Here is a 20,739-nt window from a genome sequence, read left to right as displayed (position 1 = left end):
AAGGTCCTAGGCTGCCCTGCGCGTGGCGATCTCGTTGGCCAGGCGGATGGCGGCGATGAGGCTGTCGGGGCGGGCTTGGCCGCGGCCGGCGATGTCGAAGGCGGTGCCGTGATCGGGCGAGGTGCGCACGATGGGTAGGCCGAGCGTCACGTTCACACCGCCCCAGAAGTCCAGCATCTTGACCGGGATCAGGGCCTGGTCGTGATACATGCAGACGGCCGCGTCATAGCGGCTGCGCGCCGCCTCGTGGAACAGGCTGTCGGCCGGGGTCGGGCCCACGGCGTCGACGCCCAGCTCGCGCAGGGAGCGGATCGCCGGGGCGACAAATTCCACCTCCTCGCGGCCGATGGCGCCGTCCTCGCCGGCATGCGGATTGAAGGCGGCCACCGCGATGCGTGGCGCGGCGATCCCGAAGTCGCCCCGCAGCGCCTGGGCGGTCACCAGGCCGGCGTTGACGATCTTCTCGATGCTCAGCTTGCCGCTGACCTTGGCCAGAGGCTCATGCACGGTGACCAGGCTGGTGCGCAGGCCGGCGACCGTCAGCATCATGATCGGCCCGCGCGCGCCGTCGAACCGTTCGCTGGCGGTCAGCTCGCCCAGGAATTCCGTGTGGCCGGGGAAGGGGAAGCCCGCCTCGTAGAGCGGCGCCTTGGCGATGGGGGCGGTGACCAGACCGCGCACGGCGCCCGAAAGGGCAAGGCCGACACCGGTCTCGATCCATTGGATGATCGCCCGCGCCGCGGTGGACGAGGGTTGACCCGCCACCACCGGGCTGCGCAACGGCAGGTCGATGACGGGAAGGGCCTCGCCGAAGATACGGCCGCCCTCGCTGGGCGTGGTGACCCGCCGCACGGCCGTGGCGCCGGACGCCGAGGCCAGGGATTGGAAGTCGCCGACGACCACGAACTCGGGCCCCGTGGCCCGGAGCTGGCTCCAGGCCTTGACGATGATCTCCGGACCGATCCCCGCGGGGTCGCCCAAGGTCAGCGCGAGGGGTCCGTTCTTCACCGCGTCTCGATCGTGGCCGATGTTCTCAAGTCGCGCATATAGCGACGGGCGATCATACTCAGTTGTTGGCCATACAGTCGATTTTCGATCTGTTCGGCCGACAGGTTTTCCGCGCCGCTGGCGCGTTTGGAGCACACCGCCAGGATGTGGAGCCCTGCGGCAGTGCGGATCGGGTCGGAAAGCTGGCCAGGTTGCAGGGTCTCGGCCGCGCTGCGGAAGGCTGGCGCCAAGTCCTTGATCTCGGCCTCGCCCAGATCGCCCGCCACCACGCCGTTCACCGTGGCGGCCTTGGCCTCCAGGTCGCCGCAGCCGGTCACCTGGCTGCGCAGGGTCATGAGGGTGGCGCTGGCGGCCGCGAACTGCGTGGCCGAGGCGTCCTGGGGCAGCGCCACGGCGGCCTGCTTGAGGTTGACGACGGACGCGCCGGCGCCCGAACGCTTGTCGCGCAGATAGATGATGTAGACGCCGTCGCGCACCTGGATGGGCCGCGACAGCTGGCCTGGGCGCATCTGCTCAAGAGCCGCGTCGATCTCCGGCGCCATCTCTCCGGCCGAGATCCAGCCGGCGTCGCCGCCGGCCGCGGCGGTCGCCGAGGCCGAGAACTGCCGCGCCACGGCCTGGAACGGCGCGCCTTGCTGCATTTGGGTGATCAGCTGGGTCGCGCCCGTGACAGCGGTCTCCATGCCGCCGACCCGGTTGGCGTCGAGGAAGACCTCGCTGATCTGGTACTGGGGCTTGGAGGCCGAGGCCGCCAGGCGCTGCTGCTGCGCCTTGACCTGGTCTTCGCCGATGCGCAGGCGCGAGCCGTAGCGCCCGCGGATCCAGCGCTGCCAGCTGGTCTGAGCGCGGATCTGCTCCATCAGCGTGGCGACGCCGATACCCTGGTTCTCCAGCGAGGCCACGAACTGCTGAGCGTTCATGTTGTTGTTCTTCGCCATGTCGGCGATCTCGCCGTTGAGCTCCTCGTCGGTGGCGACGATCTCGATCTTCTGCTCCTTCTCCTGGTGGCGGAGTTCCTGGAGCTGAAGGCGTTCGTCGACTAAGGAAACCAGCGCTTCGCGTTGAAATTGCGCGATATTCTGTTGGGTCGGCTGGATGCCCGAGGTGGCGATCAGCAGACGCATCCGCTGGGCCAGGTCATAGGTCGAGATGATGTCGTCATTGACGACGGCGGCGACGGACTCGCTCAGGCCTTGCGGCGCGGCCGGCGGGGCGTCGGCGGGGGCCTCGGCGGCCGGGGGCGCGGGGGTCTGGGCCCAGGCGATCGGCGGGGCTCCGGCCGCGGCCAAGGCGGCGGCCAAGGCGACGCCGCGCGCCGCGAGGCCCGTGACTTTACGCGCGGGGGTCATGGGTGAGGTCTTCCTTAGCGTAGCGCCGTAGCGTGCGGCTCCGGGGCCGCGGTTGTCAGTTGCCATATAACGGTTCGCCCAATGTGGCGAGGGTTAGGCGGAAGGTGAAGGACTCCGACGGGCCCAGGCGGCCGATGATCGTGTCTTCCTTGCGATAGATGAAGTCGAGCCGGGTGCATTCGTCGCGGTAGACCACGCCCAGGTCGCGGATCACCCAGGCCTTCTGCACGAGGTCACGGTTGCCGTAGGCGGTCACGCCCCAAGTCTTGGTCAGATAGATCTCGCCGCCCAGGTCGAGGTTCTCGACCTTGCGCCCGTTGGGGTCGGCTCGGTCGCGCAGGTAGCGGACATAGCCGTAACCCCACTTTGAATTGACGTTGGCGCCGGTCTCGGCGCGCTGGACGGTGAAGTCGTCGGCGTCGAAGCGCGCGCGGCCGAAGAAGCTGACGCCCGGCAACGGCTCGGCGCTGGCCGTAACGATCCAGTCCGAGGCTTTTGGCCGCAGCCCGCTCTGGGCGCCGAACACCTCGTTGCGTTCGGTGCGCAGGGAACGCCCGATCAGCAGGCTGGCGCGCCGTCCGTCGTCCCAGAACACCGAAGCCCGGGCGCCGACATTGGCGCGCAGGCCGTCCTCGTAGAGGTCGTAGCCGGGGAATTTGTTGGCCCGGAAAAGGTTGGTCTCGTCGAACTCGAAGGCGATGGAGTCCTCGTTCAGATAGACGGGCTCCCCAAGCGCGTTGCGGCCCAGCTCGACCTGCTTGAGTTCGGGCGACAACGCGATCTGCGCGATCGGTTCAAGAATGACCGAGAAATCTTTGAATTGACGTATAAATGGCCAAGATATGTCCGCGCCGGCGACGGCCAGGCCCCGCGACAGGGTCTTGGACCTCGGCCCCACCCCGACCACGCCGATGAAGTTGTCGTCCAGGCTGTAGGCGTCGAGCCGCGCCTCCAGATAGGGCGCGATCCGCAGGCCGGCGTTCGTCGTGTAGACCGCGCGCCAGTCGACCTCGCCGGTGGCGCGGCGGCTGTCGAGGCCGTCCAGGCGTAGGGGCGGGGCGTTGAGCGGCGACTGCTCGCGGGTGAGCGCCACGGCGCTGGCCCGGAACCGCAGGCGACCGCCGGCGATCTTCGAGTCTGGCTCCCAGCGCGACTCGATCAGCGGCCCTACGAGCGGGAACGTCCGCTCGTTGTCGCCCGGCCGCAGCCCCTGGATCGTGAAGGCGGCGGCGGAGAAGTAGGAATTGCGGGTCTCGCGGGTGGCGTAGACCTGCGAGATCAGCCGTCGGTCGTCGGCCACATAGGGTCCGCGGTTCTCGTAGACGCCGCCGATCTCGTACTTGTCGAACAGCAGGTCGTCGGACGTGCGCTCGGCGGTGAAGCCCCAACGCCACTTGTCGTTGATGGCGAAGGCGCCGGAGGCCAGGACGTAGCTGCGCGAGGTGGCGTCGCCGAACTTGTCGCCGTTGCCGTCGAAGTCCTCGTCGTAGGTGTAGCCGAACCGCGCATCCACGGCGCCGGAATAGAACCGCTTGCGGTACTGACCGTTGACGAATGGATTAACTTTCGTGTTGATTTGAGGGCTTAGCGTCAAATCTGAATGTGGCGAGAGCACCAGCAGATACGGTTGCTCGTACGACAGGCCGCGGCGGTCGGAGGCCGAGGCCTCCGGCGGCAGGAAGCCCGACTTGCGAACCGCCTGGGGATCGGGGTGCCAGAACACCGGCAGATAGACCAGCGGCACGCCGAAGATCTGGATCACGGCGTTGCGGTAGTAGACGAGCTGGCGGTCCTTATCCTGGACCACCCGCTCGGCCTTGATCGACCAGGTCGGCGTCTTGGGCGTGGTCCCGTCCTCGGCGCAGACGTCGCAGGGGGTGTAGATCGCGCGGTTCAGTTCGCTGACCCGGTCGGACCGGCGCACGGCGCTGGCCGCGGCGATCTTGACGTTCTGCGGCAGGCGCGCGGAGAAGCCGGTGGCCACGCCGGCCTTCATGGCGTCGTCCAGCACGATCTCGTCAGCGTACTCGACCGAGCCGTCGGCGTTGAGAATGGAGGTCTGACCGCGGGCGCGCATGACACCCTTGGTCTCGTCATAGACCAACTCCTGGGCGCGCAGGGTGCGGCCCTGGTAGCGGACCTCGATATCGCCCTTGGCGGTCGTGACCTTGTTCTTGTCGTCGCGGACGACGAGGTCGGCTTCCATGTACAGCTGACCCTCGGCTAGGCCGTCCGGCGCGGGGCCGGTCTTCGGCGCCTGGGCGTGGGCGTGCGCCGCCGACAGCACCAGAAGCGCCACGCCCGCGAGCAGGCCGCGCTTGGCCGAGGCTGAACGCCTGCGCAAACTCATGAAGCCAAGGATCCCCTCAACGCGGTGTGACCGGATGCATAGCCGGGAACGCCGACGATTCAACCGTCTTCGGTGTAGCAGAGCAGGGCGAGGCCCGACAGCAGGGCCACAACCGGCGGCGCCCAGGCCGCCGCGAACAGCGGAATGATGTCGGCGTCAGCCAGGGCCCCTGAGAACTCGTTGAAGAAGAAGACGACGAAACCAAGGCCGACGCCCGCGCCCGCCAGCCCTGCAAGGCCTCCAAGACGGGCCAGGCGAAGGGAAAACGCCGCCGCCAGGATCGACATGGCGGCGAACAGCACCGGCGTGGCCAGCAGCTGCTGGTGGCGCAGCCGGTAGCCGCCAGCCGAGAAACCCGCCTGTTCGGTCATGCGGATCGCGGCGGGCAGACGCCAGAAGGCCACCGACTCCGGCGCGGCGAACCGCTCCATGGCTGATTCGGCGTCCAGGGTGGACCGAATCGACAGCGAGTCGGAGCGCACAGAATTCTCGCCGGCCGACGCCTCTCGGACATTGGTCAGGCGCCAGTAGCCGGGCAGCAGCCGCGCCTCGGCGGCCTCCAGCCGGCGCTTGAACTCCGGTACGCCCTGCTTGTTCTTCTGGTAGACGAACAGCGACACGTCCTTCAGGCGCACCGTCCCCTGGACCGTGTCGCGGGACTTGGCGTGGATCACCATCTGGGTCCGATCGTCCCCCTGGCGCAGCCACACCTCCTGGGGCGCGTCGGTGAGGTAGTTCTCCATCAGGTCGGCTCGGTCGGATTCGTAGCGGGCGCTGAAGGCCGCGGCGAGCGGGTTGAACACCAGCACCGTAACGACGCCGATCAGGAAGGCGGCGCCCGCCGAGGGCAGGATGAAGCGCCAGGCCGAGATCCCGGCGGCCCGCATGGCCACCAGCTCGGAGCTTCGGTTCAGCCCCACATAGGAGGCGATCCCGCCGAACAGGAAGACGAAGGGCAGCAGCAGCAGGATGGTGGACGGCGCCTGCAACAGGGTCAGGCCGAAGAGCTGGGTCACCCCCACATCGGCCCGCACCGCCACCTCCCGCGAGAGGTTGACGAAGGAGACCAGCAGAATGACCGCGGAGATCACCGCCAGCGCCGCCCCGACCCCAGCCAGGGTGCGGCTCATCACATAGCGTTCAAGCTGGCCCATGCCGATCATGCCGCCGCTCCCGCCGCCCGCCGCGAGATCCGCGAGGGCTTCAGCTGCATGTCGATGAAGCGCGAGACCTTCTGCCGGAAGACGCTGCGCAGGGCGAACCAGGTCGCGACCATCGGAACGGCGTATTGCAGCAGGTTCAGCCACGCCGCCGACTCCGCCCCCGCCTGGACGACGAAGCCCAGGATGCGCACCCCGACCGCCGCCCCGCCGATCGTGGCGATGCGCTTCCCGTAGCCCATGCGCGAGAAGCCGCCGCCGATGATCGCCGACAGGGCCATGGCCATCAGGGCGATGTTGTAGAGCGGGCTGGCCAGCCGATTGTGGCCCTCGGCCATCAGCTTGAGGCGGTTGCGCTGTTCCCAGGACTGCTGGAGGTCGGGGAACAGCAGTTCATGCAAATAGCGGTCGGAGGGCTTGTAGTGGATCATCTCGCCGGTCGCCATGAACGGCGATAGGTCGAAGATATACTCGTCGAAGGACAGGTAGTTCAGCACGCCGGCGTCGCTGAATTCCTGGTTGGAGCCCTTCTGCATCACCAGAACGGGCTTGTCGCCGCGCTTGGCCAGGCGGCCGGTGTCGGCGGTGTAGGTGGTGGCGCCGCCGCCGTCCTTCTCCTGGTGGATGAATAGGTTGTGGATCAGCCCGGTCCCGTCGACGGTCTGGGCGTAGACGGTCAGCCCCGGCGCGGGCGCGGTGAACTCGCCCTCGCGGATCAGGGTCGAGGCGAGGTCCGTGCGCACGTTGAACAGGGTCTGGCGCATCTCGCGTGAAGCGGCGGGCTGGATCCAGAGGTTCATGGCCAGGGCCAGCACGGTGATGATCGAGGCCAGCCGCAGCGCCGGCGAGATCACCCGCCATCGGCTCATGCCGCCGGCGAAGCAGACCACGATCTCCTGCTCGGTGTGCAGCCGGTTCAGGGCCACCAAGCCCGCCACGAACACGGCGATCGGCAGCACCATGTTCAGGAGTTGGGGCAGGGCCAGCAGGGTGACCTTGGCGAAAACCAGGGCGCTCTGACGCTGGCTGACGATGATGTCGAGGGCCGAGAGGCTCTGGCTCAGCAAGGCCACGGCCGTGAGCGCCGCCGTGGCCAGCACGGTCGGTCCCAGGAGCTGGCGGAACAGATAGCGGTCGATCAGCGGCATGGAAGAAAAGTCGGCCTCGGCGGGGATTTTGCGCGCCCCCACGCGGAAGCTGTTCTAAATCATGCGTCGCCGCGCCACACAACCGCCGCAGGAACGCTCCCGGTAGTTGAGCCCACGGGCGCAGGCCCCATCGTCTGGAGTTTGAGGGACTTATGGAGATCGAGTTCGTCGCGGCGAAAGCCGCTTTGGCGGAGAAGACGGCCCTGGCCGTCATCGTGTTCGAGGGCGACGTCCTGGCCGGCGCGGCTGGCGAGCTCGACACCCAGGCTGGAGGCGCGCTGAGCCGCGCCGTGGCCGGCGGCCGGTTCACCGGCGCCAAGGGCCAGGTCCTGGACGTGCAGGGCGCCTCCGGCGCCGCCGCGCGCATCGTGCTGGTGGGCGCGGGCAAGGCTGACGCCTTCGACGACCTCGCCGTCGAGCATGCCGCCGCCAGCGCCTATGGCGCGGTCAAGGCTTCGGGCCTGACGGTCCTTCGCGTGGTCCTGCCCAAGGACGGCGCCGACACCGCCGTCCGCGCGGCCCTGGGCGTGCGCCTGGCCGCCTACCGCTTCGACCGCTACCGCACCAAGGAACCGGCGGACAAGAAGCCCACGGTCATCAAGACCCAGATCGTCACCAGCGAGGCCGACGCGGCCCTGGCGGCCTTCCCGCCTTACGCCGCGCTCGCCGACGCTGTGGCCTTCTCCCGCGACCTGGTCTCCGAGCCGCCGAACGTCCTCTATCCGGAAGAGTTCGCCCGCCGGGTGAAGGCGCTGGAGAGCCTCGGCCTCGAGGTTGAGATCCTGGGTGAGGCCGAGATGGCCAAGCTGGGCATGGGCAGCCTGCTGGGCGTCGGCCAGGGCAGCATCCGCGAAAGCCAGCTCGCCGTCATCAAGTGGTACGGCGCGAAGGACAAGAAGGCCCAGCCCGTCGCTTTCGTTGGCAAGGGCGTCTGCTTCGACACCGGCGGCATCAGTCTGAAGCCCGCCGACGGCATGGAAGACATGAAGTGGGACATGGGCGGCGCCGGCGCCGTCGCGGGCCTGATGCACGTGCTGGCCGGCCGCAAGGCCAAGGTCAACGCCATCGGCATCCTGGGCCTGGTGGAGAACATGCCCGACGGGAACGCCCAGCGTCCCGGCGACGTGGTCACCTCCATGTCCGGCCAAACCATCGAGATCATCAACACCGACGCCGAGGGCCGTCTCGTCCTGGCCGACGCCGTCTGGTACTGCCAGCAGCGGTTCAAGCCGAAGTTCATGGTCGACCTGGCGACGCTGACCGGGGCGATCATCATCGCCCTGGGCAACGACTATGCCGGCCTGTTTTCCAACAATGACGAGCTGTCGGCCAACCTGCTGGCGGCGTCGGGCGCGGAGGGCGAGCCCCTGTGGCGGCTGCCGCTGCCGCCGCAGTACGACAAGAACATCGACTCGATGATCGCCGACATGAAGAACACCGGCGGCCGGCCGGGCGGCTCGATCACCGCGGCCCTGTTCATCCAGCGCTTCGCCAACGGCCTGCCCTGGGCGCACCTGGATATCGCCTCGACCGCCTGGAAGAAGCCCTCCAGCGTTCCGACCATCCCGGAAGGCGCGACCGGCTTCGGCGTGCGCCTGCTGAACCGGATGGTCGCCGACAAGTACGAAGGCTGACGGCGGAGCGGGCGTGCGGCTGATCCTGGTCCACAGCCCGCTGGTCGGCCCCGCCTCGTGGGGCGAGGTTCCGGCCGAACTCGCCGCGCGGGGCTACGCCGCCCAGGTCGCGACCCTGCCGGGTTGGTTGGGGGTCGCCAGGCCCTACTACCCGGCGCTCGCCGCGGCGCTGGCCCAGGCCGTCGAACCGGGCGACCTGCTGGTGCTCCATTCCGGCGCGGGGGGACTGGCGGCGTCCGTCGCGGCCCTGGCCGAAAGCCGGCTGGCGGGGATGGTGTTCGTCGACGCCATCCTGCCCCATCCCGGCCGATCCTGGTTCGACACCGCCGCGGCTCCGCTGGGCGAAGCCCTTCGCGCCGCGGCGAGCGACGGCCTGCTGCCATCCTGGGACCAGTGGTTTCCGCCCGGCGCCATCGCCGCGCTCGCTCCTGAAGGACGTATCCGCGAAGCCTTCCTCGCCGAACTGCGGCCGGCCCCGCTAGGCTATTTCGACGAACCTGCCCCCGCCCTGGAGATGCCGCTGGGCGTCGGCTGGAGCTATCTGCGACTCTCCAAGGCCTATGAGGCCGAGGCCGCCCAGGCCCGCGCCCTGGGACGGCCCACCCTGCGACTGGAGCTTTCGCACTTGGCCATGATGAGTCACCCTGCCGAGGTGGCGTCGTCCCTGGTGCGACTGGTCCGGAGAGCTCCCTGATGGCCGCCCCCTGCGAGGTCTGGTTCTATCACCTGGAGCGATCGGGCCTGGAAGACGTCTTGCCCGAACTGCTGGAGAAGACCCTGGCGCGGGGCTGGAAGGCCGTGGTTCGCGCCCGCGAGGCCGAGCGGGTGGAGCGCCTGGACGGCTGGCTCTGGACCTATCGCGACGAGAGCTTCCTGCCCCACGCGCCGGCCGATGAACCGGGCGCGGCGCGCCAGCCGGTGCTGCTCACCACCGTCTTCGAGAACCCGAACGGCGCCGACGCCCTGTTCCTTGTCGACGGCGCCGATCCCGGCGAACTGGAGGCCTATGAGCGCTGCATCGTGCTGTTCGACGGGCGCGATGAGACGCAGTTGGCCGTAGCGCGCAGCCAGTGGAGCGCGCTCAAGGCCAAGGGGCACCCGGCTTCGTACTGGAAGCAACAGGCTCGCGGTTGGGAGAAACAGGCATGAGGACCACGATCCTGATGGCCGTAGGCCTCTTAGCGCTCGCGGCCTGCGCGGAACCGCCGCCGCCCGCGCCACCGGCTCCGCCGCCACGGCCCGCTCCGGCGCCCGCCCCATACCAGCCGCGGCCCTCGGCCGACCAGTGCGGCGCCGTCGAGGCCCAAAGGTTCGTCGGCCGGTCGCGCTCCGATATCCCGGTTCCTGTGCAGCCCGCCTTGCAGCGGGTGGCCTGCACCACCTGCCCTGTGACCATGGACTTCAATCCACGCCGGCTGAACTTCTTCTACGACGCGGCGACCGGCGTCGTGAAAGAGGTGAGGTGCGGGTAGGGCCCTAGTTCGCGGCCGGCGGCGGTGACACGAAGGAGCCCGCCGGGCCCGGGAAGACCACGGGGCTCTCCGAGCCGTCGGCCGCCACCGATGAGACCCCGAAGAACCAGTCGTCGATCACCACGCCCTTGAGCGTTTCGGCGGTGGCGGCGGTGTTGCGCGAATGGCTCCATTGCGGCTCGGTGGTGGCGCGCCAGTGGACGCGGTAGCCCACGGCGCCGGGAACCGCAGTCCAGCTCAGCTTAGTGTCGGGCGAAACCGCGCCCTCGATCTTGACGCCCTCCGGCGGGGCCGGCGCCCTGGCGAGCGCGGCCATGGCCATGGTGTTCAGCCGGGTGACGCGGGCGAGGTAGGGGAAATCCACCCCGTCGATGGTGTCGCCATAGACCCGGCCACTCTCGGTGCGCAGGTCCTGGTGCTGGCGGTCATAGTGCTCGGCGGCCTCGGTGACGCGGACGGCGGGGAAGCCCGCGGCCAGCATCTCCACCTGGTCGCCGCCACGGCCGTAGCGGTCGGTGCGGTAGACCATCATCACGTCCAGCTTGCCGAGGTCGGCGGTTTGCCGCGCGGCCAGAGCATCGACGAAGCGGGCGAGATTGCGCGAGGGGCTGTCGACCTCACCGCCGTTGTAGCGCCGCTGGTTGGCCTGTTCCGGCGTCTCTACGCTCTTGGTGCCCTCGGCGAACACCCTGACCCGGTCGCGGACCACCTCGCCGCCTGCGCCGCGTGTGTTGCCGACGATGTCGTTGTTGAGGTTGGCCTCGACGCGCCAGCCGCGCTGCTTGGCGAAGGCGGCCAGCACCTTGCCTCCGTAGAGGCCCTGTTCCTCGCCCTCCAGCGCCGCATAGACCAGGGTGGCGGGGAACTTGTGCTTCGACAGCACGCGGGCGGCCTCCATCACCGCAGCCACGCCCGATGCGTCGTCGTTGGCGCCCGGCGCGTCGCTGGTCGCGTTCATCGGGTCGGTGACCCGGCTGTCGATATGGCCGGAGATGACGATCACCCGGTCCGGATCGGTGGTCCCCTTCTGGATCGCCAGGATCGCGCCGATCTCGGTGGGGTTGGGCACGCGCCGGCCGGTGAAGGTTTGTTTGGGGACGACAACCTCCAGGCAGCCGCCGCAGGCCTTCGACATGGCCTCGAACTCCGAGGCCGCCCAGCGCTCCGCCGCCCCGATACCGCGGGTGTTCGAGACCCGGTCCGACAGGGTGTGGCGGGTGCCGAAGCCCACCAGCTTCTCGATCGTGCTCCGCAGCCGCGCCTCGCTGACGTCCTCGGCGACACTGGAGAGCTGGAGGTCCGGCTTCGGCGTGGCCAGGGCCGGAGTGGCGACGAGGAGAGCGGCGGCGAGGATGGCGCGCATGGGAAGGTCCTGACTGATCGTAGGGATCAGTACGATGCGTCGGGCGTCGACCTCAACAAGCTCGCGCGGTCAGCCCAACCAGAACAGGCGCTCGTCAGTGGTCCAGCCGGCCAGCAGATGTGAGGCGTAGGGCTTCCTGAGGACCCGGTAGCGAACCATCTCGCCGCCTGAGACCGAGTAGGATTCCACCGGGGCCATGTCCTCGATGTTGTCGAGTTTGGGCAGGTTCAAGCCACCGTGCGCGGCCAACTCAGGCGCGAACAACCCAGCGTCAGCAGCGCCGTCTCCGCGCTGGAGATATGTCCGAAGGCGGGCTGTGCGGCTGTCCCCGCCACTGGCCATCCAAAGGCTCAGATAGGTGGTCTCCGGCGCAAGCGACTCGGCCAGGGTCAGCGCCATGATCCGTAGCGGCGGCAAAGTCTTCGCCCAGGTGTTCGTGGCCGCCAGGACGGAGAGGCCGGAGTCCGGAAAGGTGATCCAGAACGACACGAAGCCTGGCGCGCCGCCCGAGTGGTGAAGCACCTCCTTGCCGTGCACGCGATCCAGGAAGTGGCCGAAGCCGTAAGGCGCGAAGCGGCCCGTCGTCAGGGGTGCTCGCGACTCAGCCGCGATCTTTCCGGCCGCCGAGATCAGCTTCCCTCCGTCAACCGCCGCGCGCCACGGCGCGAGGTCCGAGGCCGAGAACAGCACGCCACCGTCGGCCGCTTGCGACACGCCGGTCTCCATGCGCGGTGCGTGTCGGAAAGCGCCGCCCTCGAACTCGTAGGGTTCGGCACGGCCCAGGATCGGCGTGCCGCCCGCGTCAGCGCGAGCGCGGGGCAGGCCGGCCGGCTTGAACAGGAAGCGGTCGAGGTAGTCGGCGTACCCAATTCCTGAGACCTCTTCGATCAGCCACCCGAGGACGAGATAGTTCGTGTTGCTGTACGACCACGATGCGCCCGGTTGGAACAAGACCGGCTCGCCCCCCATCCTGTCGATCACCTTGGCGCGACCTTGAGGACGATCCCACTCACCAAGGATTTCAAGATAGTCGGGGAGGCCTGAGGTCTGGTGAAGCAGTTGGCTGAGCCGCACGGCGGCCCAACTCGCCGGCAAGCTCTTCAGATGGTCGCCCAGTCGGTCATCCAGCTTGATCCTACCGGCCTCAGCCAACTGCTGGACCGCCAGCGCCGTGAACTGCTTGCCGCAGGAGGCAATGTGGAAGAGCGTCTGCGGCGTCACCGGTTGCTGAAAGGGCAGGGAGGCGGAGCCCCAGTCGTAAAAGGCGATCATCCGCCCGCCTCGTGCCGCTGCGACGAACCCACCAGCGCTCGTCGTGTTCGCGACTATCGCGTCGAGAGTCGCCTTGGCAAACGAGGGGACCGGCGAAATCCGGGCCAACGCAGGGTCAAACGCCCCCGATCCGAACGCGGCTAACGCTCCCGCCAGCACTGATCGACGATGCATTCGACGCCCCCTGTTGGATGCAGCCTAGGCGTGTGAGCCCATCGGGGCAAACGCTTGGTCAGGCTCAATCGCGCTTGCGGAAAATGCGGCGCAGGGCGGCGAAGCCCGCCGGGGCCAGTAGGACCAGGACCAGGAGTAGATAGACGATGCGGGCTTCGTCGGGCATGGCGCGAGCCTAGCCGCAGAGGTTGCACGATGGAAAGGGTTAGGCGTCGCTCTTGACCGCCTCATAGGCCTCGTTGGCCTCCAGCCATTCCAGTTCGGCGGCGTCGAGGGTCGCCTGGGCCTGGTCGCGCCGGCGGCCCAGGTCGGCGGCCTTGGCGGGGTCCTGGGCGAAAACCTTGGGGTCGGTGAGCGCCTTGTCGATCTCGGCGAGGGCCTGCGTGGCGCGGCCCAGCGCGGCCTCGGCGGCTTCGGCGCGGCGGCGGGCGGTTCCGGTGGGAACCTTGGCCTTCGGCGCGATGACGGGTTTCGGCGGCGCAGTCGGCTCAGGGGCCTTCACCTGGCTCGGGGCCTTGCCGGCCTGCTTGGCCCGGTCGATAACGAACTTGGCGTAGTCGTCCATGTCCCCGTCGAAGGGCTCGATGCTGCCGTCCGCGGCCAGCCACAGACGGTCGGCGACCAGCTCCATCAGTGAGCGGTCGTGGGTGATCAGGATCACCGCGCCCTCATAGTCGTTGAGCGCGTCCAACAAGGCGCGGCGACTGTCGATGTCCAGGTGGTTGGTCGGTTCGTCCAGGATCAGGAGGTGCGGCGCCTCCATGGCCACCAGGTTGAGCAGCAGTCGCGCCCGCTCCCCGCCCGACAGGTTGTCGACGGTCGTGTCGACCTTCTGGTGCCCCAGGCCGTACTGCGCCAGGCGGGCGCGGCGGCTGGCCTCGGAGGCCTCGGGCATCACCGTGCGGATGATGTCGAGTGGGGTGTCGCTGGGGTCCAGGGCTTCGATCTGGTGCTGGTGGAACCAGCCGACCTTGAGCCGGGGCGAGCGCTTCAACTCGCCGGCCTGGGGCTGGAGCGCGCCGGCGACCAGCTTGGCGAAGGTCGACTTGCCCGCCCCGTTGACGCCCAGCAGCCCGATGCGGTCGTCCAGGTCGAGCCGCAGGTTCATGTGCTTGAGGATCGGCGTCTCGTCATAGCCGGCCGACACGCCTTCCAGCCGCAGCAGCGGCGGGGCGAGCGCGCGCGCCGGGGAGGGCAGGACGAAGGGCGCGACGTGCTCGGCCACCACCGAGGAGACCGGCGGCAGCTTCTGCAGCATCTTGAGTCGCGACTGGGCCTGGGTCGCCTTGGACGCCTTGGCGCGGAAGCGGTCGACGAAGGCCTGGAGGTGGGCGCGCTGGGCGTCGACCTTGGCCTTGTTCGCCTCTTGCAGGCGCGCCTTCTCCTCGCGCTGGCGCTCGAAGCTGTCGTAGCCGCCCGCGTAGAGGGTCAGTTTGCCGTCGGCGAGATGCAGGATGTGGTCGCAGCTGTTGTTCAGAATCTCGCGGTCGTGGCTGATGATCACCGCCGTGTGCGGGTATTTCTTCAGCCGCGACTCCAGCCAGAGCGCGCCTTCCAGGTCGAGATAGTTGGTCGGTTCGTCCAGCAGCAGCAGGTCGGGCTCGGCGAACAGGGCCGCGGCCAGGGCCACGCGCATCCGCCAGCCGCCGGAGAACTCCGACATCGGCCGCGCCAAGTCGGCGTTGGAGAAACCCAGGCCCGACAGGATCTCGGCGGCGCGCGACGGCGCGCGATCGGCGCCAATCTCGGCCAGGCGGGCGTAGATCTCGCCCAGGTGCTCGGGCTCGGCGGTGTCCAGTTCGGCGGTTAGCCGTTCGCGCTCCTCGTCGGCGGCGAGCACGGTGTCCAGCAGCGTCACCGGGGTCGCCGGGTGCTCCTGGTCCACCGAGGCGATGCGCGCGGACTTCGGATAGCCGATCTCGCCGTCGCCGGCATGCAGTTCGTCCAGGATCAGCTTGAACAGCGTGGTCTTGCCCACACCGTTGCGGCCTACGAGCCCCACCATGGCGCCCACAGGGAGACTGACGCTCGCGTGGTCGAAAAACCGGCGGCCCCAGGCGTCGAAGGTCAGATCATTGATTTGCAGCATGGCGAGGGCGGGGCCTTAGCAGAGGTCGCGCCCCGTGGCGACCGCTGTGCTTGGCGATGTCACATCGTGCGGCTATAAGCCCGCCACCCCGCGCGGGCTGACCCGCGCCTCCCCAATAAGAAGACAAGTCCAAGACCATGACCGAACGCACCTTCTCGATCATCAAGCCCGACGCGACCAAGCGGAACCTGACCGGCAAGGTCAATGCGGTGATCGAGGACGCCGGCCTGCGCATCGTCGCCCAACGCCGCATCCAGATGACCGAGGCCCAGGCCAAGGCGTTCTACGAGGTCCACAAGGAGCGTCCGTTCTACGGAGAACTGGTCGCGACCATGACTTCGGCCCCGGTGGTCGTGCAGGTGCTGGAAGGCGACAACGCCGTCGCCCGCTATCGCGAAGTCATGGGCGCCACCAACCCGGAACAGGCGGCCGACGGCACCATCCGCAAGCTGTTCGCCCTCAATGTCGGCGAGAACTCGGTCCACGGCTCCGACAGCCAGGACAACGCCAAGATCGAGATCGCGCAGTTCTTCACTGAAGATCAGATCGTCGGCTGATTTTCTTGGGAACGGCTTGGCCGTGGGCGCGTTGATGTAACGCGCGGCGTCGAGCCCCACCCGGTCCCAGCGGACCCGCCGCGAAAAACAGGCCCCGTTCGGCTTCCCCGCCGGGCGGGGCTTGATTGTCTCTGGAGGAGCCCGTCATCCGTAAGAACCCACCGCCAGTTACAGCCGGGGTCGGCGAGCTTCGATTCCAGACCTTTAGCGGTACGGTCGACTACGAGATCACCGGTCAGATGAAGACGCTGGCCTCGGCCTACAGCCCGCTGCGCGGGCTGCTGCGCACGGCGCCTGAGATCGCCGACGACCTGTTCCGCGCGGGAGATGCGGTCCTGAAGCTGGATGACGGTCGCGATTGCCGCATCAAGGTCCTGGCCTACAGCGCCGGCAGCGACACGGCCTATTTCGAGATCAGAATCTGAGCGGCCAGCCTATTTCGGCCGGGTGACCAGGCTGTCGCGCAGGTGAGGGGAATACATCCGATCGTAATCCACGGGCGGCTTAAGGCCCATGGCCGCGTCCAGCAGGCGAGCGCCTTTCAAGCCGCGCGGCGGCGGCTCTGAACTTAGTGCCTTCCAGAGGCCTAGGGCCTCCTTTTGTAAGCGTTGCTCACGGTCCATAGTCAACCCGTCCATGGTGCTCGAACAGTTCCGCACCCGCGAAGTTCCATCAGAACATGGTTGAAATTCAGTAACCTTGGATTCGGTTTGCCCTTACGCGCCGGTTTGATTGACGTACGGTTACGTCTGATCTGGCCGTTTCCCTGGCGCGCGCGGCGCGCTAGCTGAACCACAGGCGAGGAGGAAATGCGTGAGCGCTGCGGCCGGCGAAAGCTTCCCTGAAATCCGCGAGGCGGTGCGCAGGCTGTGCGCCCAGTTCCCGGGCGAGTACTGGCGCGCGCTCGATCGCGAGCGGACCTATCCGACCGACTTCGTCACGGCCCTGACCGAGGCGGGCTTCCTCTCGGTCCTGATCCCCGAAGAATATGGCGGCTCGGGCCTGGGCCTGTCGGCGGCCACCGCGGTGCTGGAGGAGATCCATCGTTCGGGCTGCAACGGCGGAGCCTGTCACGCCCAGATGTACACCATGGGCACGGTGTTGAAGCACGGCAGCCAGGCGCAGAAGGAAGCCTATCTTCCCAAGGTCGCCACCGGCGAGCTGCGTCTCCAGGCCTTCGGGGTCACCGAACCCGGCGCCGGCACCGACACAACCCGCATCTCCACCTTCGCCCGTCGCGACGGCGACAAGTACGTGGTCCGCGGCCAGAAGATCTGGATCAGCCGGGCCGAGCACTCCGACCTGATGGTGCTGCTGGTGCGCACGACGCCCCGGGAGGAGGCCGCGCGCGCTTCGGACGGGATGAGCGTGCTGCTGGTCGACCTGCGCACGGCGGTCGGCAATGGGCTGACCATCCGTCCGGTGCGGACCATGCTCAACCACGCCACCACCGAGCTCTTCTTCGACGACCTGGAGGTTCCCGCCGAGAACCTGGTGGGCGAGGAGGGCAAGGGCTTCCGTTACATCCTGGACGGCATGAACGCCGAACGGATCCTGATCGCCGCCGAATGCATCGGCGACGGTAAGTTCTTCATCGACCGGGCCAGCGCCTACGCCACCGAGCGCCAAGTGTTCGGCCGGGCGATCGGTGAGAACCAGGGCGTGCAGTTCCCGATCGCCCGCGCCCACGTCCAGGTCAGCGCCGCCGAACTGATGGTGCAGAAGGCGGCTGGCCTGTTCGAGGCGGGTCAGCCCTGCGGCACTGAGGCCAACATGGCCAAACTTCTCGCTTCCGAAGCGTCCTGGTTCGCGGGCGACACCTGTCTCCAGACCCACGGCGGCTTCGGCTTCGCCGAGGAGTACGACATCGAGCGGAAGTTCCGCGAAACCCGCCTCTACCAGGTGGCGCCGATTTCCACGAACCTGATCCTCAGCCATGTGGGCACCCACGTGCTGGGCATGCCCAAGAGCTTCTGAATGTACGACCTCCTGAAGGGCCTGCGGGTCGTCGAGGGTTCGGCCTTCGTGGCGGGGCCGACCTGCGGTCTCTACCTGGCGCAGTTGGGCGCCGAGGTGATCCGCTTCGACAATATCGGCGGTGGCCCGGACTTCCGGCGCTGGCCGCTGACCCCGGGCGGCGACAGCCTCTACTGGGAGGGGTTGAACAAGTCGAAGAAGTCCGTCGCCATCGACCTTTCGCGCCCCGAGGGCCGGGACCTGGCGGCGCGCCTGGCCTCCGCGCCGGGCGATGAGGGCGGGGTGTTCGTGACCAACTTCCCGGTCGAGGGCTTCCTGTCCTACGAAAAGCTCGCCGCCCTGCGGCCCGACTTGATCTGCGCACGGGTCATGGGCTGGGCCGACGGCGGACCGGCGGTGGACTACACGGTCAACAGCGCCGTGGGCGTGCCATTGATGACCGGCCATCCCGACGATCTGAGACCGGTGAACCACGTCCTGCCGGCCTGGGACCTGCTGACCGGCGCCTACGCCGCCTTCGCCCTGGTGGCGGCGGTGAGCGCGCGGGCCAAGGACGGCAAGGGGCGCGAGATCCGTATCCCGCTGTCGGATATCGCCGGCTCCACAATGGCCAATCTCGGCTATCTGGCCGAGTCCCTGGCCGGCTCGGACCGGCCGCGGATGGGCAACGACCTCTACGGCGCCTTCGGCCGCGACTTCGTGTTGAAGGATGGCCGCCGGATCATGCTGGTGGCGATCACTGCCCGCCAGTGGAAGGGTTTGCTGCAGGTCCTTGAGATCGAGGCGCCGGTCGCGGCGCTGGAAGCCGAGCTGGCCTTGAGCTTCGCCGCCGACGAGGGACTGCGCTTCGATCACCGGGCCCGACTGCTGCCGATCTTCGAGGCCGCCTTCGCCCGCAAGACCCTCACCGATCTGCTTCCGGCCTTCGAGCGGGAAGGGGTCTGCTGGGGGCCCTACCAGCCGATGAGCCAGGCCGCCGAGGATCCGCGCCTGTTCAAGGGCAACCCCGTCTATGCCGACATCGTCCATCCCAGCGGGCGGACCTATCCTGCGGCGGGCTTTGCCGGGACCATACCGCAGGAGGCGCGAGCGCCGGCCCGGCCGGCCTCACGATTGGGACAACATACCGACGAGGTGCTCAGCGAGGTGCTGGGGCTCTCGGGCGTGGAGATCGCGCGGCTGCACGACGCAGGGCTGGTCGCCGGACCGGAGGAGACATGAAACTCAAGACGATCACGGTTGGCGAGGCCGGCGAGGGCGTCCGGCTGGTGACGCTCTCGCGACCCGACGCCGCCAACGCGCTCAGCACTGCCATGGGCGAAGAGCTGCTGGCGCTGTGGAAGGCCATGGCCAAGGACCCCAAGGTCCGGGTCGCGGTGCTGACCGGGGCGGGGCGGTTCTTCTGCGCCGGGGCCGACCTCAAGGAGCGCGACGGCATGACCGACGCCGCCTGGGGCGAGCAGCATGTGATGTTCGAGGCGATGATCCGCGCCCAGCTCTCCTGTCCATTCCCGATCATCGCGGCGGTCAACGGCGCAGCCATGGGCGGAGGCTGCGAGATGGCCCTGGCCTGCGACTTCGCCTGGGGCTCCGACACCGCGCGTCTGGGTCTGCCCGAGGTGGGGCTCGGCATTATCCCGGGCCTTGGCGGCACCCAGTACATCGTCCGCGCCGCCGGCGCGCGGCGCGCCTCGGAGCTCTTGATGTCGGGCCTGCCGATCGATGCGACCCAGGCGCTGGATTTCGGCCTGCTCAACCGGGTGGTTCCCGCCGACGAGTTGATGCCCCAGGTTCTGGAGCGCGCGCGGGTGATCGCGTCGAAGGCGCCTTTGTCGGTCAGGGCGCTGAAGGCCGTGGTCCAGGGCGGCGCGGCGCTTCGGTTGGACAAGGCCATGGCGCTGGAGCTCGTCCAGTACAACCGCCTGTTCAAGACCAAAGACCGCCGCGAAGGCGTCGCCGCGTTCAATCAGAAGCGGACGGCGGTGTTTCGGGGGGAGTAGTCAGGTCGCCGCCAGCTCGCCGCAGACGAAGGCCTCTTCGCCGGCGCCCAGCAGGCCGTCCAGCGCGTCGGCCAGATGCTCGGGCGCGACGATCAGCACCATGCCGACCCCGCAGTTGAAGGTGCGGCGCAGCTCGTGTTCGGATATCCCGCCCACCTCGGCCAGCCATTGGAACACCGGGGGCAAGGCCCAGGCGTCCCAGTCGAACTTGGCCACCAGGCCGTCGGCGATGGCGCGCGGCGGGTTTTCGATCAAGCCGCCGCCGGTGATGTGGGCCGCGCCCTTGATGCGGCCGGCCTTGATCTGCGGCAGGACGCTCTTGATATAGATGCGGGTGGGGGCCATCAGCGCCTCGGCCAGGGTCTTGCCCTTGGCGAACGGGGCGGGGGCGTCCCAGGCCAGGCCCGAGCGCTCGACCACCCGGCGGACCAGGGAATAGCCGTTGGAGTGCGGGCCGCTGGAGCCGAGCGCGATCAGCACGTCGCCGGCCTTTTGCGTGCCTAGGGTCGGAAGCACCGCCCCGCGTTCGACCGCGCCGACCGAAAACCCTGCCAGGTCGTAGTCGCCGTCGGAATACATGCCCGGCATCTCGGCGGTCTCGCCGCCCACCAGGGCGCAGCCGGCCTGCTTGCAGCCTTCGGCGATGCCGCCGACCACCCGCGTCGCTTCCTCGACGTTCAGCTTGCCGGTCGCGAAATAGTCCAGGAACAGCAGGGGCTCGGCGCCCTGGGCCAACAGGTCGTTGACGCACATGGCCACCAGGTCGATCCCCACGGTGTCGTGCTGGCCGGTTTCGATGGCGATCTTCAGCTTGGTGCCGACGCCGTCGGTGGTGGAGACCAGCAGGGGATCGGAATAGCCGGCCGCCTTCAGGTCGAACAACGCGCCGAACCCCCCCAGAGCGGCGTCCGCCCCCGGTCGCCGCGTGGCCTTGGCCAAGGGCTTGATGCGCTCGATCAGGTCGTTCCCGGCGTCGATGTCGACGCCGGCCTGGGCGTAGGTGAGGCCATTGGGCCGGTCGGTCATGTGACGCCTTTAGGACTCTGGGCAGGTAAGAAATTGGCCTCCGCGCGCATCCGGCGCTTGCAGACTCGGCCACTCGCGAGCGTATAGCTACTTGATGACGCCGATTACAACCACCGCCGAGCTCCAGGCGTTCTGCGACAAAATCAAAGGCCAGCCCTTC

General features: G+C 68.5%; 18 protein-coding genes. 9 read left to right on the top strand and 9 right to left on the bottom strand.

Translation table 11 applies throughout. The features are described from left to right. Positions 1-6: 6 nt before the first annotated feature. Genes pdxA through lptF form a run of 5 tightly spaced genes read right to left on the bottom strand, consistent with a single transcriptional unit; the run spans position 7 to position 7,015 of the window. Positions 7-1,008: a 4-hydroxythreonine-4-phosphate dehydrogenase PdxA gene (gene pdxA, locus Q8Q77_RS05850; RefSeq protein ID WP_305582097.1), complete on the bottom strand. Its 1,002-nt coding sequence runs from the start codon at positions 1,006-1,008 to the stop codon at positions 7-9. Next, a complete protein-coding gene (locus Q8Q77_RS05845; protein WP_305582095.1) occupies positions 1,005-2,357 on the bottom strand; it encodes a peptidylprolyl isomerase in 1,353 nt (450 codons plus the stop codon). Before Q8Q77_RS05845 ends, pdxA begins: the two co-directional genes overlap by 4 nt. A gap of 55 nt (positions 2,358-2,412) precedes the next feature. Then, positions 2,413-4,707, bottom strand: a complete 2,295-nt coding sequence (locus tag Q8Q77_RS05840; protein ID WP_305582093.1) for an LPS-assembly protein LptD — start codon at positions 4,705-4,707, stop codon at positions 2,413-2,415. A gap of 59 nt (positions 4,708-4,766) precedes the next feature. After that, a complete protein-coding gene (locus Q8Q77_RS05835) occupies positions 4,767-5,870 on the bottom strand; it encodes an LptF/LptG family permease (protein WP_305582092.1) in 1,104 nt (367 codons plus the stop codon). Continuing rightward, the gene (gene lptF / locus Q8Q77_RS05830; RefSeq protein WP_305582329.1) at positions 5,867-7,015 is read right to left on the bottom strand and encodes an LPS export ABC transporter permease LptF; all 1,149 of its coding nucleotides are present in this window, start codon (positions 7,013-7,015) and stop codon (positions 5,867-5,869) included. The genes Q8Q77_RS05835 and lptF overlap by 4 nt, the downstream gene beginning before the upstream one ends. 152 nt (positions 7,016-7,167) lie before the next feature. Here lptF and Q8Q77_RS05825 point away from each other — a divergent pair, with 152 nt between their 5' ends. The 4 genes from Q8Q77_RS05825 to Q8Q77_RS05810 are packed head-to-tail and all read left to right on the top strand — an operon-like array spanning position 7,168 to position 10,121. Then, positions 7,168-8,649 (top strand): leucyl aminopeptidase, encoded by a 1,482-nt coding sequence (locus tag Q8Q77_RS05825; RefSeq protein WP_305582091.1) that lies wholly within the window; start codon positions 7,168-7,170, stop codon positions 8,647-8,649. 13 nt (positions 8,650-8,662) lie between these two features. Then, positions 8,663-9,343, top strand: coding sequence for a hypothetical protein (locus tag Q8Q77_RS05820; protein ID WP_305582089.1), 681 nt, complete (start codon positions 8,663-8,665; stop codon positions 9,341-9,343). Then, positions 9,340-9,798: a DNA polymerase III subunit chi gene (locus tag Q8Q77_RS05815; protein WP_305582327.1), complete on the top strand. Its 459-nt coding sequence runs from the start codon at positions 9,340-9,342 to the stop codon at positions 9,796-9,798. The genes Q8Q77_RS05820 and Q8Q77_RS05815 overlap by 4 nt, the downstream gene beginning before the upstream one ends. After that, a complete protein-coding gene (locus tag Q8Q77_RS05810; protein ID WP_305582087.1) occupies positions 9,795-10,121 on the top strand; it encodes a peptidase inhibitor I78 in 327 nt (108 codons plus the stop codon). The genes Q8Q77_RS05815 and Q8Q77_RS05810 overlap by 4 nt, the downstream gene beginning before the upstream one ends. Positions 10,122-10,125: 4 nt before the next feature. Here Q8Q77_RS05810 and Q8Q77_RS05805 read toward each other — a convergent pair whose 3' ends face one another. The 3 genes from Q8Q77_RS05805 to Q8Q77_RS05795 all read right to left on the bottom strand — a co-directional run bounded on the left by Q8Q77_RS05805 (position 10,126) and on the right by Q8Q77_RS05795 (position 15,019). Further along, positions 10,126-11,484 (bottom strand): M20/M25/M40 family metallo-hydrolase, encoded by a 1,359-nt coding sequence (locus Q8Q77_RS05805; RefSeq protein WP_305582085.1) that lies wholly within the window; start codon positions 11,482-11,484, stop codon positions 10,126-10,128. Positions 11,485-11,553: 69 nt separating this feature from the next. Next, a complete protein-coding gene (locus tag Q8Q77_RS05800) occupies positions 11,554-12,930 on the bottom strand; it encodes a serine hydrolase (RefSeq protein ID WP_305582083.1) in 1,377 nt (458 codons plus the stop codon). A gap of 205 nt (positions 12,931-13,135) precedes the next feature. After that, positions 13,136-15,019, bottom strand: a complete 1,884-nt coding sequence (locus Q8Q77_RS05795; RefSeq protein WP_305582081.1) for an ABC-F family ATP-binding cassette domain-containing protein — start codon at positions 15,017-15,019, stop codon at positions 13,136-13,138. A 137-nt stretch (positions 15,020-15,156) separates the two neighbouring features. Here Q8Q77_RS05795 and ndk point away from each other — a divergent pair, with 137 nt between their 5' ends. The 5 genes from ndk (at position 15,157) to Q8Q77_RS05770 (ending at position 19,553) form a co-directional block, all read left to right on the top strand. After that, on the top strand, positions 15,157-15,576 hold the full coding sequence (ndk, locus tag Q8Q77_RS05790; protein WP_305582079.1) for a nucleoside-diphosphate kinase: 420 nt from the start codon (positions 15,157-15,159) through the stop codon (positions 15,574-15,576). 125 nt (positions 15,577-15,701) lie between these two features. Further along, positions 15,702-16,001 (top strand): hypothetical protein, encoded by a 300-nt coding sequence (locus Q8Q77_RS05785; protein WP_305582077.1) that lies wholly within the window; start codon positions 15,702-15,704, stop codon positions 15,999-16,001. A gap of 388 nt (positions 16,002-16,389) precedes the next feature. Next, entirely contained in the window at positions 16,390-17,553 is a 1,164-nt protein-coding gene (locus tag Q8Q77_RS05780) for an acyl-CoA dehydrogenase family protein (RefSeq protein WP_305582075.1), read from the top strand. Then, positions 17,554-18,774 (top strand): CoA transferase, encoded by a 1,221-nt coding sequence (locus tag Q8Q77_RS05775; RefSeq protein WP_305582073.1) that lies wholly within the window; start codon positions 17,554-17,556, stop codon positions 18,772-18,774. Continuing rightward, positions 18,771-19,553: an enoyl-CoA hydratase/isomerase family protein gene (locus tag Q8Q77_RS05770; RefSeq protein ID WP_305582071.1), complete on the top strand. Its 783-nt coding sequence runs from the start codon at positions 18,771-18,773 to the stop codon at positions 19,551-19,553. The genes Q8Q77_RS05775 and Q8Q77_RS05770 overlap by 4 nt, the downstream gene beginning before the upstream one ends. Here Q8Q77_RS05770 and purM read toward each other — a convergent pair whose 3' ends face one another. After that, positions 19,554-20,579 carry a phosphoribosylformylglycinamidine cyclo-ligase gene (gene purM / locus Q8Q77_RS05765; RefSeq protein ID WP_305582070.1) on the bottom strand — a complete coding sequence of 342 codons (1,026 nt, stop codon included), beginning with the start codon at positions 20,577-20,579 and terminating at the stop codon, positions 19,554-19,556. Between the last annotated feature and the right edge of the window lie 160 nt (positions 20,580-20,739).

The sequence above is a fragment of the Phenylobacterium sp. genome, assembly GCF_030698145.1.
GTDB lineage: Bacteria > Pseudomonadota > Alphaproteobacteria > Caulobacterales > Caulobacteraceae > Phenylobacterium.
The sequence above is the reverse complement of the archived record's forward strand: the minus strand, read 5'-3'. Positions and strand labels throughout refer to the sequence as shown.

Excerpts from the sequence above, each read along its gene's own strand:
- Q8Q77_RS05825 (WP_305582091.1), top strand. The coding sequence starts at position 7,168 with ATGGAGATCGAGTTCGTCGCGGCGAAAGCCGCTTTGGCGGAGAAGACG.
- lptF (WP_305582329.1), bottom strand. The coding sequence starts at position 7,015 with ATGCCGCTGATCGACCGCTATCTGTTCCGCCAGCTCCTGGGACCGACC.
- Q8Q77_RS05770 (WP_305582071.1), top strand. The coding sequence starts at position 18,771 with ATGAAACTCAAGACGATCACGGTTGGCGAGGCCGGCGAGGGCGTCCGG.
- ndk (WP_305582079.1), top strand. The coding sequence starts at position 15,157 with ATGACCGAACGCACCTTCTCGATCATCAAGCCCGACGCGACCAAGCGG.
- Q8Q77_RS05795 (WP_305582081.1), bottom strand. The coding sequence starts at position 15,019 with ATGCTGCAAATCAATGATCTGACCTTCGACGCCTGGGGCCGCCGGTTT.
- Q8Q77_RS05840 (WP_305582093.1), bottom strand. The coding sequence starts at position 4,707 with ATGAGTTTGCGCAGGCGTTCAGCCTCGGCCAAGCGCGGCCTGCTCGCG.
- Q8Q77_RS05800 (WP_305582083.1), bottom strand. The coding sequence starts at position 12,930 with ATGCATCGTCGATCAGTGCTGGCGGGAGCGTTAGCCGCGTTCGGATCG.
- Q8Q77_RS05810 (WP_305582087.1), top strand. The coding sequence starts at position 9,795 with ATGAGGACCACGATCCTGATGGCCGTAGGCCTCTTAGCGCTCGCGGCC.
- Q8Q77_RS05835 (WP_305582092.1), bottom strand. The coding sequence starts at position 5,870 with ATGATCGGCATGGGCCAGCTTGAACGCTATGTGATGAGCCGCACCCTG.
- Q8Q77_RS05775 (WP_305582073.1), top strand. The coding sequence starts at position 17,554 with ATGTACGACCTCCTGAAGGGCCTGCGGGTCGTCGAGGGTTCGGCCTTC.
- purM (WP_305582070.1), bottom strand. The coding sequence starts at position 20,579 with ATGACCGACCGGCCCAATGGCCTCACCTACGCCCAGGCCGGCGTCGAC.
- Q8Q77_RS05805 (WP_305582085.1), bottom strand. The coding sequence starts at position 11,484 with ATGCGCGCCATCCTCGCCGCCGCTCTCCTCGTCGCCACTCCGGCCCTG.
- Q8Q77_RS05845 (WP_305582095.1), bottom strand. The coding sequence starts at position 2,357 with ATGACCCCCGCGCGTAAAGTCACGGGCCTCGCGGCGCGCGGCGTCGCC.